The 18,165-nt window shown below is 70.4% G+C and carries 9 protein-coding genes and 1 pseudogene; 6 read left to right on the top strand and 4 right to left on the bottom strand.

What is annotated here, in order from left to right:
- Positions 1 to 346: 346 nt before the first annotated feature.
- Positions 347 to 1,336 (top strand): aldo/keto reductase, encoded by a 990-nt coding sequence (locus ACIQMU_RS10645; RefSeq protein WP_352239469.1) that lies wholly within the window; start codon positions 347 to 349, stop codon positions 1,334 to 1,336.
- A gap of 148 nt (positions 1,337 to 1,484) precedes the next feature.
- Here the strand turns inward: ACIQMU_RS10645 and ACIQMU_RS10640 are convergent, their stop codons facing one another.
- Positions 1,485 to 4,514, bottom strand: coding sequence for an FG-GAP-like repeat-containing protein (locus ACIQMU_RS10640; RefSeq protein WP_402688667.1), 3,030 nt, complete (start codon positions 4,512 to 4,514; stop codon positions 1,485 to 1,487).
- 333 nt (positions 4,515 to 4,847) lie between these two features.
- On the opposite strand from ACIQMU_RS10640, the gene ACIQMU_RS10635 reads away from it, so the two are divergent.
- Positions 4,848 to 11,222 carry an RHS repeat-associated core domain-containing protein gene (locus ACIQMU_RS10635; RefSeq protein ID WP_402688666.1) on the top strand — a complete coding sequence of 2,125 codons (6,375 nt, stop codon included), beginning with the start codon at positions 4,848 to 4,850 and terminating at the stop codon, positions 11,220 to 11,222.
- Between the two features lie 240 nt (positions 11,223 to 11,462).
- Here ACIQMU_RS10635 and ACIQMU_RS10630 read toward each other — a convergent pair.
- Positions 11,463 to 11,594: pseudogene (locus tag ACIQMU_RS10630) on the bottom strand (prolyl aminopeptidase); the annotation flags it as partial.
- Between the two features lie 280 nt (positions 11,595 to 11,874).
- On the opposite strand from ACIQMU_RS10630, the gene ACIQMU_RS10625 reads away from it, so the two are divergent.
- Positions 11,875 to 12,366 (top strand): hypothetical protein, encoded by a 492-nt coding sequence (locus tag ACIQMU_RS10625; RefSeq protein ID WP_402688665.1) that lies wholly within the window; start codon positions 11,875 to 11,877, stop codon positions 12,364 to 12,366.
- Between the two features lie 45 nt (positions 12,367 to 12,411).
- Here the strand turns inward: ACIQMU_RS10625 and ACIQMU_RS10620 are convergent, their stop codons facing one another.
- Together ACIQMU_RS10620 and ACIQMU_RS10615 are read right to left on the bottom strand one after the other, a co-directional pair.
- Positions 12,412 to 14,535, bottom strand: coding sequence for a serine/threonine-protein kinase (locus tag ACIQMU_RS10620; protein ID WP_402688664.1), 2,124 nt, complete (start codon positions 14,533 to 14,535; stop codon positions 12,412 to 12,414).
- A gap of 112 nt (positions 14,536 to 14,647) precedes the next feature.
- Positions 14,648 to 15,448, bottom strand: coding sequence for an SDR family oxidoreductase (locus ACIQMU_RS10615; protein WP_402688663.1), 801 nt, complete (start codon positions 15,446 to 15,448; stop codon positions 14,648 to 14,650).
- Between the two features lie 252 nt (positions 15,449 to 15,700).
- Here ACIQMU_RS10615 and ACIQMU_RS10610 point away from each other — a divergent pair, with 252 nt between their 5' ends.
- The 3 genes from ACIQMU_RS10610 (at position 15,701) to ACIQMU_RS10600 (ending at position 18,129) form a co-directional block, all read left to right on the top strand.
- A complete protein-coding gene (locus ACIQMU_RS10610) occupies positions 15,701 to 16,468 on the top strand; it encodes an SDR family oxidoreductase (protein ID WP_352239459.1) in 768 nt (255 codons plus the stop codon).
- 38 nt (positions 16,469 to 16,506) lie between these two features.
- Entirely contained in the window at positions 16,507 to 17,433 is a 927-nt protein-coding gene (locus tag ACIQMU_RS10605; protein ID WP_402688662.1) for a LysR substrate-binding domain-containing protein, read from the top strand.
- A 366-nt stretch (positions 17,434 to 17,799) separates the two neighbouring features.
- Entirely contained in the window at positions 17,800 to 18,129 is a 330-nt protein-coding gene (locus tag ACIQMU_RS10600) for a nuclear transport factor 2 family protein (RefSeq protein ID WP_352239457.1), read from the top strand.
- Positions 18,130 to 18,165 lie beyond the last annotated feature (36 nt).

The following is an 18,165-nucleotide window of genomic DNA, read 5'->3' as shown; positions in this document are numbered from 1 at the left end:
GCCGTCCTGCCGCCCGCCGGGGCGGTCGCCGGACTCCGTACGGCCCTGGCCCCGGGGCGTCCTGCCGGCTTCCGGGGCGCCGGGGGAGCTGCCGCGCCACGAGGCGGTGCGGGCCTGGGCGCTGGGACGGTGAGCGGTGCCGTTACGCTCGAAGGGTGGACCCGAAGACCAGAAACCGCATCATGGCGGCCGTGCTCGTGCTGATATTCGTCGTCGTCGCCGTGGGGGCCGCCCTCGGCGGCTGAGACCGGCGGGCCGCCGGGCGGCATGGCGCACCGTCCGCGGTCCGGCGCGTCGGGGGCTCCTGCTTGCCTGGAGTGCACTCGAAGGAGTTGGCTGGGGCGTCATGAGGTACACACAGCTCGGACGCACGGGACTCAAGGTCAGCCGGCTCGTCCTCGGGACGATGAACTTCGGCCCGCAGACCAACGAGTCGGACAGCCACGCGATCATGGACGCCGCGCTCGGCGCGGGCCTGAACTTCTTCGACACCGCCAACGTCTACGGCTGGGGCGAGAACAAGGGGCGCACCGAGGAGATCCTCGGCACCTGGTTCGCCCAGGGCGGCGGGCGGCGCGACAAGGTGGTCCTGGCCACCAAGATGTACGGGAACATGGCCGCCGACGGCGACGCCTGGCCGAACCACGACAAGCTCTCCGCCGTGAACATCCGGCGGGCGGTCGACGCCTCGCTCAAGCGCCTCCAGACCGACCACATCGACCTGTACCAGTTCCACCACGTCGACCGGGACACGCCCTTCGACGAGATCTGGCAGGCGATCGACGTCCTGGTCCAGCAGGGCAAGATCCTCTACGCCGGTTCCTCGAACTTCCCCGGCTACAAGATCGCCCAGGCCAACGAGCAGGCCGCCCGCCGGGGCTCGCTGGGCCTGGTCAGCGAACAGTGCATCTACAACCTCGCCGAGCGCCGCGCCGAGATGGAGGTCATCCCGGCCGCGCAGGAGTACGGCCTCGGCGTCATCCCCTGGTCGCCGCTGCACGGCGGGCTGCTGGGCGGCGTCATCAGGAAGACCACCGAGGGCGGTCGGCGCGCCTCCGGCCGCGCGGCCGACGCCCTGGCCGACCCCGCCGCCCGCGCCCAGATCCAGGCGTACGAGGACCTGCTCGACAAGCACGGCCTGGAACCCGGCGAAGCGGCCCTGGCCTGGCTGCTGACCCGCCCCGGCGTCACGGGCCCGATCGTCGGCCCGCGCACCGCCGGCCAGCTGGACAGCGCCCTGCGCGCCCTGGAGCTGGACCTCCCGGAGGCCGTGCTCACGGGCCTGGACGAGATCTTCCCGGGGCCGGGTCCGTCTCCGGAGGCGTTCGCCTGGTAGCGGCAAACCGGCTCGCGCGTCCGCGGCCCGGGGCCGGGTATCCGGCGCCCCGGGCGGTGGAAGCAGGAGAAGGGGGTGCCTCCCGTCGCTGCGACGGGAGGCACCCCCCCTTTTTCTTTCCGCGGTTGTCCGTCAGCCGGTCAGGGCGTCAGCTGAGCGCCTGGAAGTCGAGCCATCCGCTGGAGCCGACAGCGATGCCGCTGCCGGAGATGTTGGGGTAGAGGTAGAACTTGTCGTCGCCGCCGGTGGCGAAGATGTCGACGTTGTTGTCGGAGTTCGCGTCGGGGACGGCGGTGATCAGGGGCCGGTGGCTCCGGGTCCAGCCGGAGCCGATGACGGTGGACGCGGTGCCGTCGCCGAGTCCTTGGCCTTCCGGTCCGGTGCCTTCGTACAGGCGGAGTTCCCCGCTCGTCCTGTGGCGTGCGATGACGTCGACGTGGCCGTTGCCGGTGCGGTCGCCCGGCGCTGCCAGGTCGTAGTAGGACCAGGAGCCGTTGCCGACGAGGACGGGAGCGCGTGCGTCGTCGAGGTAGAGGGACGGCGAGCCGAAGTACAGCCAGAGGAGGTCGCCCTCCTTCACGAGGAGATCCGGGTATCCGGCGACGTCGACGGTTCCGTCGCCGTCCGTGTCCAGCGGGCCGTCGACGTCACCGACGGCGAGGATCTGGTCGGCGTCGGACCAGTGGTTGTTGGCCTCGTCGAAGACGGTGAGTTCCTGGCGGTCGTACAGGCAGGACCGGGAGTGCCCGTCGGCCTGTTCGTCGCGTGCGGTGCAGGCCCAGCCGACTCCGTTGTTCGGATAGAGCTGCAGGGTCTTGCCCTCGTCGCCCGGAATGGTCGCGACGAGGTCCTCGTAGCCGTCGCCGGTCCAGTCCCCGCGGTGAGTGATGCCCGCTTGTGCGAAGTCGCTGTTGCTCGCGATGGTGCCGGTCCCCACCCGGCCGTTCCCCTGGCCGGCGTAGAGCCACAGCTCGTTGCCGCCGCGAACTCCGTAGAGGTCGGCGAGACCGTCACCGTTGAGGTCGGCGGGCTTGTCGGGAACGGAGAGGCCGTCGGCGTAGAAGAGGTAGGCGGCCCGGTCGGAGCGGTTCTGGGCGGCGTCGAGGCTGCGGACGAAGAGGCGCTGCGACCCGGCGGCCGGCGGGGTCAGGACGACCTTGGCATCAGCCTTTCCGTCCCCGTCGAGGTCGGTGCCGGGCGTGACCTTGCGGACCGTGAGGTCCCAGTCGGTCCAGTACTCGTATGCCTGGACGTCGTCGACGCCTCCGCTGCCGAGGACGAAGGTCCCGGCGGTGCGGGCCTCCCCGGTCGTGGCGGGCCAGCCGTCGGTTCCGTCGGGGAACTGCTGGGAGCTGATGGTGGGCGGGGTGCTGGGCCGCGTCGGGTCGAACGTGAACCCGCAGATGCCCGACGGCGTCCAGGCGGACTTGGACGTCGAGTCGAGCGTCTGCACCTTCCACCCGAAGTGGCCGTTCGCCGCGGCCAGGTGCTGCTGGAGCGTGGCCTTGGGGACCTTGACCTTCGCCACGGTGCCGGAGGTGGCGGACACGATCTGATTGAATATCTCGGTCCCGCCGGCCAGGCTGTTGGTCCTCCACATGCGGAACTGGGCGCGGACCGTTCCTCCGTCCGCGTCGGAGACCTTCGCGGTCAGGGTGACGTCGGTGTTCCCGATCGTGGTGTACGGAGCGACGGTGTCGCACCCGCCGGAGCTGGGAATGGTGTCCAGGCTGTTCGGCGCGTTGGGCACGGTGTTGTACGTCGTCGACAGCACGGCCGAGTTGGCGTCGAACTTCTTCCAGCCGTAGACGTCGCCCTCACTGGACGCCTGCATGCCGAAGGTCAGCGTGTTCCACCGGTTGGCGATGCCGTCCTTCGCCGCGGCGGTCACGTCGAAGGCGAGATTGCCCGCCGGGCAGCTTGAGGCGTAGCCGCGGGAGTCGTTGACGGAGTCCAGCTTCTTGCGCCACGAGGGCTGCTTGTTCCAGGTGGTGGACGAGGAGATCGCGCTGGTCGCCCAGAGTTCGACGGTCCGGTTGGAGCACGACCAGGACCAGGTGTTCTTGATCCGGAAGGTGGACGAGGAGACGACCTTCTTGGTGGACCACAGGTTGCTGGCGTTCATCCGGAAGAAGGACCGGGCCAGCCCGTTGGTCTCGTTCTCGTACCCGACGCGGGCCGTCGTGGTGCCCTTGGCGGTGTCCCAGTTCGCGCCGTTGAAGAACGAGCTGTTCGGGTGCTTCTTGTAGGCGATCGTCCAGGAGTGGCGGGAGCCGGAGACGGCCGGGTCCAGCAGCACCGGGTACTGCGTGTCCGCGCCCGTCAGGAGCTCCTGGTCCGGCGTGAGGCTCAGCTTCCCGTCCGCGACCGAGAGCCCCATGGTCGCCTGCTGTGCGCCGTAGCCCGGTTCGAACGCGTCGGCGGGCGGCGGGGGTTCGGCGGCGGCGCTGCGGGACGAGAGCGCGGCGGGCGCCGCGGCGGAGCTGCTGTCCCACATCAGGGGCGTCGGGGCGGTGAAGACCTCTTCGCCGGCGGGGTTGACCGCCGTGAAGTTCCCGTGTGCGTCGGTGCGTGCCTTCAGGCCCTGGGTGTCCAGGCCGAACTGGACCTGCTTGAGCGCGGGGTCGGCCGCCGCGGCAGCCGTCTTGACGACGAGGAGGCTGGTGAAGCCGGCGGGGCTCGCCTTGAGCTTGAGGTCGACGTCGGTGAGGACGTTCCCGTACGTCACGGTGTCGCCGTCGACGTCGGGCTCGGGCAGCGGCTGGGGCCAGGTCCAGGACATGCTGCGGCCGTCGCGCTCGACGGTCGCCAGAGCGCCTTCTCCGCCGCCGGAGAAGCGTACGTCGATCTCCGTCGCCCGGGGTGACAGAGTTCCGTCCGCATGAGTTTCCAACGTCGTGTCGAAAGCGACGAGTCTGCCGTCCTTGCGCACGAACTTCGGTAGTGCGTAAGTGTCTTGAGTAAAGGAACCGTCCGGATTGGCGAACAGCTGGGATATTTCCGTGCGTTGGGCGAGTACCTCGGTCGGCCGGCCTGTTTCCGAAGCCTTTGCGGCGGCTGTGGCGGTGGCGTCGTCCTTCGGTACTTCGGGCGTCGTGGCGGACTCGGGCTCCGCGGCGGCGGCTTCCGGCTGGTAGTGGGGCACGCCGAGCACCAGGAGCGCGGCCAGAGCTGCCACTCCTGTGATGCCCCGTTTGGTTCTCCATCTGGCCTTGTGTCGCAAACGTTCCATTAAAGAGGTTCCTCTCCAGGTGAGTTCGAGTCGCACCCTAGAACGTGAGGGAAGCGTGATGAAAGTGACGTCGTGGTGATGCCGCATCGAATGGCTCGTTCGCCGTCTGCGATTCTTCTTTTTTTGGTTCATCTGCCAATGAAACACACACGCTTCTCTTCACTGAACGGTCGGACGGGGCTGAATCGTTATGGCCGGACTGTGCTCAACCTGTGGAGGCCCTGCTAACTTCCGTCCTCAGTCATGATCTTTGCGACAACCGGGTGGGGAGTTCTGCGCATGTTTTCGGGTGGGGGCGTCAGTACGGGACGGACGGGGAGACGCGCGCGACTGATAGCCGCCGTCCTCACCGCGTTCCTGTTCGCGGGACTGCTGGGCGGACCGGTGGCGGCAGCCGCCGAGCTCGACCTGCTGGGGTTGGCGAAGCCGGACCCGGTGCCCACCGGTGAGGTGAAGAAGAAGGGCTCCGGCAAGTCCGACCAGACCGCCCGGCACCCGTGGAAGAAGCCGAAGGTCGCCTGGCCCGACGCGGGCACCGCGGCCCCCGCGCTCCGTGACGACGGAAGCCCGGTGAAGGCCGGCTCCCTGCCCGTCAGCGTGGGCCTGGCCGACTCCGGGGCGGCGAAGCCGGCGAAGAAGTCCTCCGCCCGGACGTCCTCGCCCGACAGGGCTCCGAAGGCGGGCCCGAAGAAGGTCCAGGTCCAGGTCCTCGACCGCGCCACCACCGGCGCCCTGGACGTCGAGGGCGTCGTGTTCGCCCTCCGTCCCACCGCGGGCGCCGAGGGCGACGTGGACGTCACGGTCGACTACTCGGGCTTCCGGGACGCCTATGGCGGCGACTGGGCCTCCCGGCTCACGCTGAAGACGCTTCCCGCCTGTGCGCTGACCAGCCCGGGCAAGAAGGGCTGTGCCGCCGGCACGGCCCTTCCTACGAGCAACGACGTGAAGGCGGGCTCGATCGAGGCCGCCGTACGCCTGCCCGCGGCCACCGCGGAAACCGCCTCCCGCACCGCGGGCGCCGACCCCGTCGAGCCGAAGTCCGGCGCCCGTGCCGTCGTCTCCAGCGGCACCGTGCTGCTCGCCGCGACCGCCGCCGCGGGTGGCCCGTCGGGCGACTTCGGGGCCACTTCCCTCTCCCCCTCCGCGTCATGGTCCGCGGGCGGCTCGAACGGCGCGTTCTCCTGGTCGTACCCGATCACCGCACCGGCCGTCGCGGGCAGCGCGGTACCGGACCTGAAGCTGGGCTACTCCTCGCAGTCGGTCGACGGCCGTACCGCCTCGACGAACAACCAGGCCAACGGTGTCGGCGACGGCTGGTCCATGGAGCCGGGCTACATCGAGCGCCAGTACATCTCCTGCACCGCGGACACCAAGAACAGCACCACCACGGCCAAGGTCGGCGACCTCTGCTGGAAGAAGGACAACGCCGTCATCAACCTGGGCGGCCAGTCCAACACCCTGATCAAGGACTCCTCCAGCGGCAAGTGGCACCTGGAGAACGACGACGGCACCAAGGTCGAGAAGCTGGCCAGCACCGCACGGGCCAACGGTGACGACAACGGCGAGTACTGGCGGGTGACGACCCCCGACGGCACGCGCTACTACTTCGGCTACAACCGCCCGAGCGGCTGGGCCGCGGGCAAGGACGAGACCAACTCCGCCTGGACGGTGCCCGTCTACGGCAACCAGCCGGGCGAGCCCTGCTACGCGGCGGCGTTCAAGGACGCCTGGTGCCAGCAGGCGTGGCGCTGGAACCTGGACGCCGTCATCGACCCGCACGGCGACGCCATGACGTACTACTGGGACAAGGAGACCAACTACTACGGCCGTAACGTCAACTCCAGCACGGGTGCGTCCACCGCGACCCCGTACACCCGTGGCGGAGCGCTGAAGCGCATCGAGTACGGCCTGCGGTCCGGCAACTTCTACGCCCAGCCCGCTGCCAAGATCGACTTCACGAACAGCGAGCGCTGCCTGAGCGACTGCGGCACCTTCGACAAGGCACACGCGAAGAACTGGCCCGACGTCCCCTTCGACCGCTACTGCGCCTCGGGCACGGAGTGCAAGGACCGCTACTCGCCCTCCTTCTGGAACCGGACGCGTCTGACGAAGATCGACACGTCGGTCCTCGTCGGCACCGCCTTCAAGCCGGTCGACACCTGGGCCTTCACCCACCAGTTCCCCTCGACGGGTGACGGCAGCTCCCCCGCACTGTGGCTGGCCTCGATCACGCGCACCGGGCACGGCGGGACCGGCTCGGTCACGCTCCCCGCCGTGACCTTCATGGGCAAGACCATGCCGAACCGGGTGGAGGGCGCCACCACGGGCGGTGACCCGGACCCGGTGCCGCCGCTGTGGCGCTACCGCGTCCACGGCATCAACACCGAGACCGGCGGAACGATCGGCATCACCTACTCCGGGGCCGACTGCAAGGCGGGCAGTGTCCCCACCCCGTCCTCGAACACCCGGCGTTGCTACCCGGTGAAGTGGTCGCCGCCGGACGCTCCGGCCGCCGACTACGAGCCCTACCTCGACTGGTTCCACACGTACGTCGTCACCCAGGTCCTGGAGACCGACAAGACCGGCGGGGCCCCCGCCAAGCAGACCGACTACACGTACCTCGACGGCATGGGCTGGACCAAGTCCAAGGACGACGAGTTCACCGATGCCAAGCACCTCACCTACGGCGACCGCAAGGGATACGGCCGCGTACAGGTGCGCAGCGGCGTCGCACCCGACAAGCGCACTCTCAAGGAGTACCGCTACTTCCGGGGCATCGACGGGGCCGCGGTCAAGGACCACGAAGGCGTCGCCGTCACCGACCGGGAAGCCTTCGCCGGCATGACCCGCGAAGTCGCCACGTACAACTGGGACGGCGGCAAGCTCGAAACCACCACCAGCCACGAGCCGTGGCGGTCCGCGGCGACGGCCACGGAAACCCGCGCCGAAGGACTGCCGACCCGCTACGCGTACGCCACGGCCGGCAAGAGCGAGCAGACCCGCACCGCCGTGGGCGCGGGCTGGCGCACCACCCGCACCGAGCGGACCTTCGACGCTCTCGGCCAGACCCTGACCGAGTCCTCGCTCGGGGACACGGCGAAGACGGGCGACGAGGAGTGCACCACCACCACGTACGCCCGCAACACGTCGCGCAACATCCTCACCACGGTCTCCGAGACCAGGACGGTGGCCAAGCCCTGCGGCACCACGCCGTCGCTCCCGGCGGACCTCGTCTCGGCCGCGCGGCACTACTACGACGGTGCGACGAGCCTGGCCACCGCACCGGTCAGAGGTGACGTGACCCGGCTGGACGAGCAGGACGCCAAGGGCACCGGCTACCTCACCACGGCCACTCACACCTACGACCAGCACGGCCGCGAGAAGACCTCGACGGACGCGCTCCAGGCCACCACGCGGACCGACTACACCCCGGCGACCCTCAAGGCGGCGACGACGGTCACCGTGACCAACGCCCGCGGCCATGTCGCGACCACCACCCACAACCCGGTCCACGGCGTGGTCACCGCCGCGGTGGACGCGAACGGCAAGCGCACCGACGCCGTGCACGACGGTCTCGGCCGTGTGCTGAAGGTGTGGGAGCCGGGCTGGTCCAAGGCGGATCACGCGGACAAGCCCTCGGCGGAGTACGGCTACACCATCTCCAGGACCGCGGCGAACGCCGTCGTCACGAAGACGCTGAAGCAGAACGGCGACTACAACACCACGTACGCGCTCTACGACGGTCTTCTGCGCGAGCGCCAGACGCAGTCCCCGGCCACCGGGACCCAGGACCGGATCATGACCGAGACCCACTACGACACCCGTGGCTGGGCCTGGCAGACGTACGCCCCCTACTACGCCAAGGGCGCGCCGTCGGCGACGCTGGCCTCCGCCGCGGTGAACACCGTGCCGACGGCAGTGCAGAACCACTTCGACGGGCTCGGCCGGGTCACGGACGCGCTGTCGGTGAAGTTCGGCGACGAACAGTGGCGCAGCAAGACGGTCTACGAGGGCGACCGCACCACCGTCATCCCGCCCAAGGGCGGCACGGCGAGCACGACGGTGACGGACGCGCGCGGGCGCACGACCGAACTCCTCCAGTACACGAACACCGCGCGCACCGCGTCCCAGAAGACCACGTACACGTACGGCAAGTACGACGAGCCGACCACAGTCACCGACCCTGACGGAAACAGCTGGACCTACACCTTCGACAGCCGGGGCCAGAAGACGAAGAGCGACGACCCGGACAAGGGGGTCACGGAGACGACGTACAACGCTCTCGGCCAGGCGGTCACCACGACCGACGAGCGCGGCGTCGCCCTCACCACGGAATACGACGTGCTGGGGCGCAGGACCGCGGTCAAGCAGGGCGGCACGACCCTCTCCGAGTGGACCTACGACACGCTGGCCAAGGGCCGCTTGACCAGCAGCACACGCTATGTCGGCACCGCGGAGTACACCACGGCGACCGACGCCTTCAACGACCGCTACCAGCCGACGTCCACGACGAGCACGATTCCCGCCGCGGCCGGCGGCCTCGCGGGCACCTTCACCTGGACGTACGGCTACGACCCCGAAACCGGTGCGCTCCTGTGGACGCTCAACCCGGCTGTGGGTGACATCCCGGCCGAGCGGGTGACCACGAACTACAACAGCGACGACCAGCCGTTCCGCACCAGCGGTCAGCGCGGCGCCCTCGTCGCGAACACGTCGTACGACGTGTTCTCCCGGCCCACCCGCCTGGAGTTCGGCGGCACCCTCAACCAGAAGGCGTACCAGACCAGGGTCTACGACGAGCACACCGGTCAGGTCGTCCGGCAGACCACGGACCGTGATGTCGCCCCCCAGCGGGTCGACGACACCACGTACGCCTACGACCCGGCGGGCAATGTCACCGGGGTGACCAGCGTCAGCGGGCAGGACGCGCAGAAGTCCACCGACCGGCAGTGCTTCACCAACGACCCGCTGGGCCGGCTGACCGAGGCGTGGACCGCGACGAGCGACTGCGCGGCACCCTCGGCCTCCACGGTCGGCGGCCCGGACGCGTACTGGCACAGCTACGGCTACGACAAGATCGGCAACCGCACGAAGCAGACCGAGCACGCCACCTCGGCCGGCGCCGCGGACACCGTCACCAGCTACACGACCCCGGCCCCCGGCAGCGACCGCCCGCACGCGGTGCAGCAGGCATCCGTCACCGGCGGCCCGGACGACGGACGTACGAGCACCTTCGAGTACGACAAGACCGGCAACACCACCAAGCGCACCATCGGCTCCACGGTGCAGGCCCTGACGTGGGACGCCGAAGGCCACCTGGCCACTCTCACCGAGGGCGGCAAGGAAACCAGCTACACCTACGACGCCGACGGCAACCGCATCATCGCGAAGAACGGCGACGGGTCCAGCACCCTCACCCTCCGCAACGGTGACCAGCTGAACCTCGCGGCGAACGGCACGAAGACCGCGACCCGCTACTACACCCACAACGGCGAAACCGTCGCGGTGCGCAACGGCAACGCCCTCGCCTACCTGAGCAACGACCACCAGGGCACGGCGATGACGGCCATCGCGGTCGGCACGCTCGCCCTGACCCGCAGGAAGCAGCTGCCCTTCGGCGGCCTGCGCTCCGAGCAGTCGACGGTCTTCGGTTCCCGCGGCTTCGTCGGCGGAACCAACGATCCGACGGGCCTCACCCACCTGGGCGCCCGCGAGTACGACCCGGTCCTGGGCCGCTTCCTCTCCGTCGACCCGGTCATCGACTTCCAGGACCCGGCGCAGATGAACGCCTACAGCTACGCCCACAACAGCCCGCTCACCAAGTCCGACCCGACGGGCCTGCGCCCGGACGGCCCGGTGGGCGGCAACTCGTACAACGACGAGCGGTGGGCGAGTGACCGGGGGATGACGGCCGGCTATACGAAGAAGAGCGGTAAGTGGGTCTGGAAGCAGGCGCCCAAGAAAGACTTCCAATCGCAGAGTCGATACCGCTCCTACCGGGCAAGTCCTGCCACCTACAAGGTCCACAAGTACAGTAAGGGCGAGTTTGCAGACCTGAAGGCTCAGGCAGTGAAAGCGGCCAAAGCCAGGGAAGCCAAGGCTAGGGCTGACAAGGAAAGGCGCAACAGGGAAAGCGTCTGGGAGGCCATGGTGCGTGGTTTCAGGTCAGCTCCTATGGCTGGCGGAACTACGTTCCCCTTGGCTCCGAAGCTCCTGAGCGCGGCGTTTGAGGGCGGCCTCGCGGCCCTTGGTATGACCAACTCGAGAGGGGCGTGCGGATATTTGAGCTATGGCGGCGGTGCAGTATTCGGGGTCTCTGGGTGTGTTGTCATGGTCCGGCGCCCCAACGGGAGCACGCAATTCGGATGGACCAGGTCCGCATCGACTGGCGGTTTTGGTGCGGGACTCGGGGGCGGTGTTTCGATGCTCAGAAGCAACGCGGACGATATCAGTCAGTTCGGGGGATATGGTAGAGACATCGGCGGAGGGTTCTACCGAGGCGTTGGCGGCGAGTTCAATCACGAAACTGCCATCGGTACAAAGAATTCACGCGGGGAACAGGTCTACTCTGTCGAAATGGGTATCGGTGCAGGACAGGGGGTCGAGTTCAGTGCCGGAAAAAACTATACGCAGAGCGGCGAGTTCGGCTGGTGAAGGCCACATTGAAAGGACTGGTTCTGTATGTTGGCCATAGTGGTCGGGGTGTTGATTTTTTCGGTCGGTGTTTGCCTGGTAGGGAACTTCTGGGGCCTGGCGAGTCGGGTGCTTGACCATACGTCAGCCTTGGTTAACGCTGGTGGAGCAACAGTGAACACCTTTCGGCTGGTCGGAGTTGTCGCGATGATTGTCGGGCTCTTCTGGGTCGCTACCGCGCTTCCGGAGATTCTCTGATCCTCACCGTTCCGTTGCAGCCAACCCGTCCAGCGCCCTCAGCGCCGCCCGTCGGGTCTCCGTGCCGCCCATGTGGCCCGCGTTGCCGATGATCGTCAGCTCGGCGTCGGGCCAGGCGCGGTTCAGTTCCCAGGCGGGGGTGTCTCTACGTCCTTCGTCAAGGATGTGGTCCCTGGTGCGTGGGTGTTTGGGGTGGTCACGCGGTGAGGGGGGCGGTAGGGATGCGGGACTAGTAGAAGGTGCCGTCGCGGAGCATGGCGAACAGGGCGCTGGTGCGTTGGCGGGCGAGTCGGAGGAGGGCCTGGGAGTGGGTTTTTCCGCGTGCTCTTTGCCGGTCGTAGAGGCGCGGGGGCTGGCAGCTTTGGGCCTGCCCGGCGCGCCACCCCGTCCCGTCCCGCCGCGTAGCCTGGACGCCGTGAACGCCGCTCCCCGCATCCTCGCCGTCCTCAACGACCTCCTCGCCTCCGCCGAAGCCGGCGAGCGGGGCGCGCTGTGGCATCTGGCCGAGTCTGGGCGGGAGTTGGACGCGAACCTGGTGCGTCTGCCGGCCGGCGCCGAGGTCGGGGAGCACCAGGAGGACGTGCTCGACGTGCTCCTGGTCGTGCTGGAGGGCCGGGGGAGCGTCCGGACGGCCGGAGGCGCAGAGGTGCTGGAACTGTTGCCCAGCACCACCCTGTGGCTGCCCCGCACCTCGCGCCGCGCCCTGGCCGCGGGTCCGGACGGGCTCACCTACCTCACCGTCCACCGCCGCCGCCCCGGCCTCGCGATCAAGCCGGCGGGCGGGGCCTCGCAGGGGGGTGAGGGGCCCTGCATGCTGGACCGGGTCTGCCCGGAGTGCGGGCGGCTGTCGCAGGACCCCTCGCCGGTCTTCTGCAGCCGGTGCGGGGAGCGCTTCCCCGAGCGGTGAGCCGGGGCGGGGCGGCCGGTGTCCCGCCCGTGCCACCCGGCCCGGTCAGAACCCCTCGCACTCCGTCAGGTCCGGCCGGCCGGGCGGGTTCTTCTTCCCCACCAGGCCGGACAGGTTCTCCGTGTACATGTCCTCCCAGATCCTGCCGGCCAGGATCGTCCGGAGCGCCGAGCACACCTCGCCCTTCAGGATGCGGGTCTTCGGCCGCATCGCCACGCCGTAGCCTTCCGCGCCGTTGATGGGCTCCAGTTGACGCACCTTGCCCGGGTTGGCCTTCACGTATCCGGCGAGGATGATGTCGTCCGAGGCCACCGCGTACACGTCGGACTTCGGGTCCAGCAGTTTGTCCAGGCAGTCCTGGTAGGTGTTGGGCTGCGACTTCGCCATGGTGAAGCCCCGCTTCGGCAGCTCCGTCTCGTACGTCGACTCCCTCGCCGTGCACACCTCGACGCGCAGGTCCACCAGGTCGCTGGAATCGTTGATCGTGTACTTGCTCGATTTCTCGCGGACCAGGAAGCTCCGGCTGGCGTCGTAGTACGGACCCGCGAAGTCGACGCTGTAGCCGCCGGGCGAGGCGGTCTTGCGGTCGTCGGTGATGCTGTACGACGCGATGACCAGGTCCACCTGCTTGGTCTTCAGCGCGGTGCTCCGGTAGTCCGTGGCGACCGTGGTGAAGGCGACCTCGCCCTTGCCGTAGCCCATGCTCTCGGCGATCGCGTAGGCGAGGTCGATGTCGTACCCCTTGTACGTCCGCGTCTTGGCGTCGAACATGCTCAGCCCGGGCTGGTCGTCCTTGACGCCGATCCTGAGGGTGGGGTGGGTGTCCTTCCACCGCTCCTGGCTGCCGCTGCCGGCCGCGCCCTCGCCCTGGCCCCGCACCGATCCCGCCCGGCCGCCCGCTCCGCCCTCCTCGCCGTCGCCCCGGGAGGCCAGCCATCCCGCCCCGGCCAGCAGCGCCGCGCACACCACCGCCGCGGCTGCCTTCCGGCCCCGGTTCCGGCCGGGCCGGCCGCCCGCCGCCGGAGGAGGAGGAACGGGGGTGGCCGCAGGGGGCGGAGTGGCGGCGGAACCGGGCCCGGGCGTCGAGGGGCTGGGCGTGGAGGATCTGGGCGTGGAGACGGCCGTCGGCGGGTGCGTCGCCGAGGCGGCCAGGGCCGCGTGCGGTACGGAGGGGTCCGCCAGTACCTCGCGGAGCATGGCCTCCGCCGTGGCCGCGTCCAGGCGCTCCCGGGGGTCCGCTGCCAACAGCCCCTGGATGACCGGGGCCAGGGGCCCGGCGTACCGGAGGGCGGGCTCGGGGGTCTGCCGGATGTTCTCCTGGACCTCCCAGACCTCGCGCCCGGCGAAGGGCACATGCCCCTCGGCCATCTCGTACAGCGTGACCCCCAGTGCCCACAGGTCGGAGGCGGGTGTGGGGCCCGGAGAGGCGGGGGCGAAGAGTTCGGGCGCCAGGTAGGAGGGGGTGCCGATGACGCTTCCGGAGCGGGTCACCCGGTCCGCGCCCTCGAAGGTGGCGATGCCGAAGTCCACCAGGATCGCGAGGCCGTCGTCCCGGACGAGGACGTTGCCGGGCTTCACGTCGCGGTGGACGACCGATGCGGTGTGGACCGCCCGCAGGCCCTGGACGATCTGGAGGCCGATGTTCGCGGCCCTCGGCACGGCCAGTACCCGTTCGCTGCTCAACAGGTCGCCCAGGGACCTGGCTTCGAGCAGCTTCATCACGATCCAGACCTGGTTGTCGGTCTCGACCTGGTCGTGGACCGTCACCACGTTCTGGTGTTCGATCTTGGCGATGGCCTCGGCCTCGCGCCGCGCCCGCTGAAGCGCCGCCGCCTGCGTGGCCGCGGTCATGGCGTTCCGGTCGAGCAGCCCCTTCACGGCGACGAACCGGCGCAGCCGCCGGTCGTGCGCCTTCCATACCTCGCCCATGCCGCCGCTGCCGATCGGCTCCAGCAGCTCGTAGCGGCCGTCGATCACGGTGCTGGGCGAGGGCGAGGGCGAGGGCGAGGGTGAGGACGGGTGCGGGTGCGGAGAGTCGGGCGGCGGCTGGCTCGGCGGCCCCTGCGGTGCTCCGGTGCCCGGGTGCCGGGGGACGTCGTCGGCCCTCCGGTCCTCAGGTCCCCCGGGGGCGTCGTCGCCCGCTGCGCCGGCCCGGTCTTCGTTGTGCATGCGACCCCCTGTGCACTCCATGGACCACGCCAGATTAGACGTTCCGTCAGACTCCGGCGCCCTGGCACGGCGGGCCGGTCCGCGCCCCGGCGGCCGGCGGGGCCGGAAGCCTTTAGGAGGCCGCGCCGCCGTTGCTCTTCAGCAGCTGGCCATTGACCCACTGGCCCTCGGGGGAGCACAGGAAGTCCACCAGGTGGGCGGTGTCCCTGGGGGTGCCGAGCCGGCCGAGCGGGGTGCCCCGGACCAGGTCCTCGCGCAGGTCGTCGGTCATCCATCCGGTGTCGACCGGGCCGGGGTTGACGACGTTCGCCGTCACTCCCAGATGGGCCAGTTCGTGGGCGGCGGCCAGCGTGATGCGGTCCAGGGCCCCCTTGCTCGCACCGTAGGGGAGGTTGCCCACGGTGTGGTCGCTGGTGAGGGCGACGATCCGGCCCGTCGCGGTGGCGGGCGTGCCCCGGAAGCGCAGCCCGTACTCGCGGATCAGCAGCCAGCTGGCCCGGGAGTTCACCGCGAAGTGCCGGTCGAACGCCTCCACGGTGGTGTCCAGCAGTCCGGAGTCCACCGACTCCGCGTGCGAGAGGACGAGCGCGGTCGCCGGGCCGCCGAGGTGTTGCTCCGCCTCGTCGAAGACGCGCGTCGGAGCGTCGGGGTCGGACAGGTCCGCCTCGATCGCCGTCGTACGGGCGCCCGCCTCCGCCAGCTCCTTCGCGATGGACGCGGCGGCTCCGGGCTCGGCGCCCCACTCCATGCGGCGGTCGTACGGCGTCCAGTAAGTGAAGGCGATGTCCCAGCCGGAGGCCGCCAGCCGGCGCGCGATGCCCGCGCCGATGCCGATGCTGCGGCCGACACCGGTGATCAGCGCGATGGGGCGGGCGGGGCCGGAGGCGGGCGAGGGCTGTTCGATGGTCGTCACGCGGTGATCCTTCGTGACCCGTACGCGTACGTCAATGGCCTTTCCGGTCACCCGTGCGACGCCCCGTGGGCTGCGGCGACCTGCGTTGACCTGCGGTGACCCGACTTCCTGGTGGGTCGACCCGATCTTTGTGTTTCCCCGGGCGCGGGGCGTGCTCCTAGCGTGAAGAGTGGAAATCACGACGAACGCCGCATATCGAAATGCGGCACGAGTGCCGCCTATCGCAGTGCGGCCAGGAGAGAGGGACCCGTCATGAGTGAGCAGCAGCAGTCGCGCCCGCTGGCCGACAGGACCGCGGTGGTCGCCGGCGGCGCGAAGAACCTCGGTGGTCTGATCAGCCGCACGCTCGGCGAGGCCGGGGCGAACGTCGTCGTCCACTACCACGGCGAGAACACCGCCGCCGATGCCGAGAAGACGGCGGAGGACGTACGGGGCACGGGAGCGCAGGCCGTCGTCGTACGCGAGGACCTGACCCGCGTCGAGGGCGTACGGAGCCTCTTCGACCAGGCGCTGGACGCCTTCGGCGGGGTGGACGTCGCCGTCAACACCACCGGCATGGTGCTGCGGAAGCCGATCGGCGAGACGACCGAGGAGGAGTACGACCGCATGTTCGCGATCAACTCCAAGGCGGCGTTCTTCTTCCTCCAGGAGGCGGGCGCCCGCCTCAACGACGGCGGTCGCGTCGTCAGCCTGGTCACCTCCCTGCTCGCCGCCTTCACCGACGGGTACGCCACCTACGCGGGGGCCAAGGCGCCGCTGGAGCACTTCACCCGGGCGGCGGCCAAGGAGTTCGCCCCGCGCGGCATCGCCGTGAACAATGTGGCCCCGGGGCCGATGGACACACCGTTCTTCTACCCGCAGGAGACGCCGGAGCGGGTGGAGTTCCACAAGTCGCAGGCCATGGGTGGCCGGCTGACGGAGATCGAGGACATCGCGCCGCTGGTGAAGTTCCTCGTCACCGAGGGCGGCTGGATCACCGGCCAGACGATCTTCGCCAACGGCGGCTACACGGTCCGCTGAACGGCGGGTACGGAAACCGAGGGCGTCGGGGAGAGCGCGTGAGCCTGGACCTGCGCAAGCTGGAGCATCTCGTCGCCGTCGCGGAGGAGGGCGGGTTCACCCGTGCGGCCGAACGGCTGCACCTGAGCCAGCAGGCGCTGAGCACCTCCGTCCGCACCCTGGAGAGGCACGTCGGCGTCCAGCTCCTGGACCGGGGCCACCAGCACGTCACCCCGACCCCCGCCGGGCAGGCCCTCATCGACGACGCCCGCGCTCTCGGGGCCCAGGCGCTCGCCGCCCTGGACCGCGCCCGCCGCATCGGGCGCGGCCAGGCGGGGCACCTCCGTGTCGGCCACACCCCGGCCGTCACCGCCGAGGAGGTCGTGGACCTGCTGACCCGCGCCGGTACGGAGGAACAGGGCATCCGGGCACACGTCCGGCAGCTCTTCCCGGACGAGCTGCGCGAGCAGCTCCTCACGGGGGCCTGCGATCTGGGCCTGAGCCGTGCCATGCCCGCCGGTACGGGCCTGACCCGGGCCCGGGTCGCGGAACACCGCCTGCGGGTCGCCGTCCCCGCCGGGCACCCGCTCGCCGCCCGGTCCGCGGTGGCGCTGGCCGATCTGCGCGGCCAGCCGCTCACGGTGTGGGGCGAGCCGGGCTCGTCCGCGTACACGGACCTCCTGATCGGCCTCTGCCGCCAGGCGGGCGTCGAACCGGACGTGCGGCGCAACCCGGTCCAGGGCACCCCGCCCGTGACCGCCGTCACCGCCACCGGCCGCATCGCCTTCGTCACGGCGCCCCCGGGCCCGGCGGCCGGCGGCGCGGCCCACGTCGTCGACCTGGACCCGCCCGTCCACGTCCCGGTCCACGCGCTGTGGCCCGCGCACACGACGTGCCCGGGCCGCGATCTCTTCCTCGGCCGGGCCGGAGGACCGCCGGAGGACGGGGCGGGCCGAGAGCGGGCGGGCCGAGAGCGGGCGGGATGAAGTGGGCGGCTCGCGCGGACGGCGGCGGGCGGGGCGGGCCCGCCGGGGGGTTCCGTGCCGGCCGGCGGTCGACCGACGCGTCCGGGAGGTCTGGCCCCGGCCTCGGCCCCAGCTCCGTCCCCGTCCCCGGTCCCGTCCCCGGTCCCGGTCCCGGTCTCGGTCCCGGTCTCGGTCTCGGTCTCGGCCCCGGCCCCAGCTCCGGCCCCGGCCCCGGCCCCAGCTCCGGCCCCGTCCCCGGTCCCGGCCTCGGTCCCGGCCCCGGCGTTACGCGGGGCGGCACGTCCGGCGTGCGGGGGCGGGCGTGCCGACAGAGACTCGGTGAGGATCTCCGGGACGCCCGTTCCCGGACGTGCCGAGGAGGACACGATGGCCCCATCGATCAACGACCCGGCGGTGGAGAAGTTCATCGCCACGGTGAACGCGGGCGACAAGGACGCCTTCTTCGCCGACGTCCTCACCGAGGACGCCACCATGTCCGACGACGGCAGCGAACGGGATCTGGCGGCCTGGACGGAGAAGGAGATCTTCTCGCCGGAAGCCAACGGCCGTATGGAGGTCGTGGACGCCTCCGACGACGGCCGATCGCTCGTCGTCGACTACACGAACGACGCCTGGGGCACGATGCGGACCCGCTGGGTCTTCTCGGTCACCGGCGGCCGGGTCAGTCGCTTCGAGACGGGCCAGGCGCCGTCCTGAGAGCCGGCCGCCCGTCCGACGCGCCTCACGCCGGCC

Source organism: Streptomyces sp. NPDC091649, from assembly GCF_044756785.1.
Lineage (GTDB): Bacteria > Actinomycetota > Actinomycetes > Streptomycetales > Streptomycetaceae > Streptomyces.
Note: the sequence above shows the minus strand (reverse complement) of the source record. Positions and strands in the feature narration are given on the sequence as shown.

Coding starts and splice junctions, on each gene's coding strand:
- ACIQMU_RS10645 (WP_352239469.1), top strand. CDS start 347: ATGAGGTACACACAGCTCGGACGCACGGGACTCAAGGTCAGCCGGCTC.
- ACIQMU_RS10635 (WP_402688666.1), top strand. CDS start 4,848: ATGTTTTCGGGTGGGGGCGTCAGTACGGGACGGACGGGGAGACGCGCG.
- ACIQMU_RS10620 (WP_402688664.1), bottom strand. CDS start 14,535: ATGCACAACGAAGACCGGGCCGGCGCAGCGGGCGACGACGCCCCCGGG.
- ACIQMU_RS10610 (WP_352239459.1), top strand. CDS start 15,701: ATGAGTGAGCAGCAGCAGTCGCGCCCGCTGGCCGACAGGACCGCGGTG.
- ACIQMU_RS10600 (WP_352239457.1), top strand. CDS start 17,800: ATGGCCCCATCGATCAACGACCCGGCGGTGGAGAAGTTCATCGCCACG.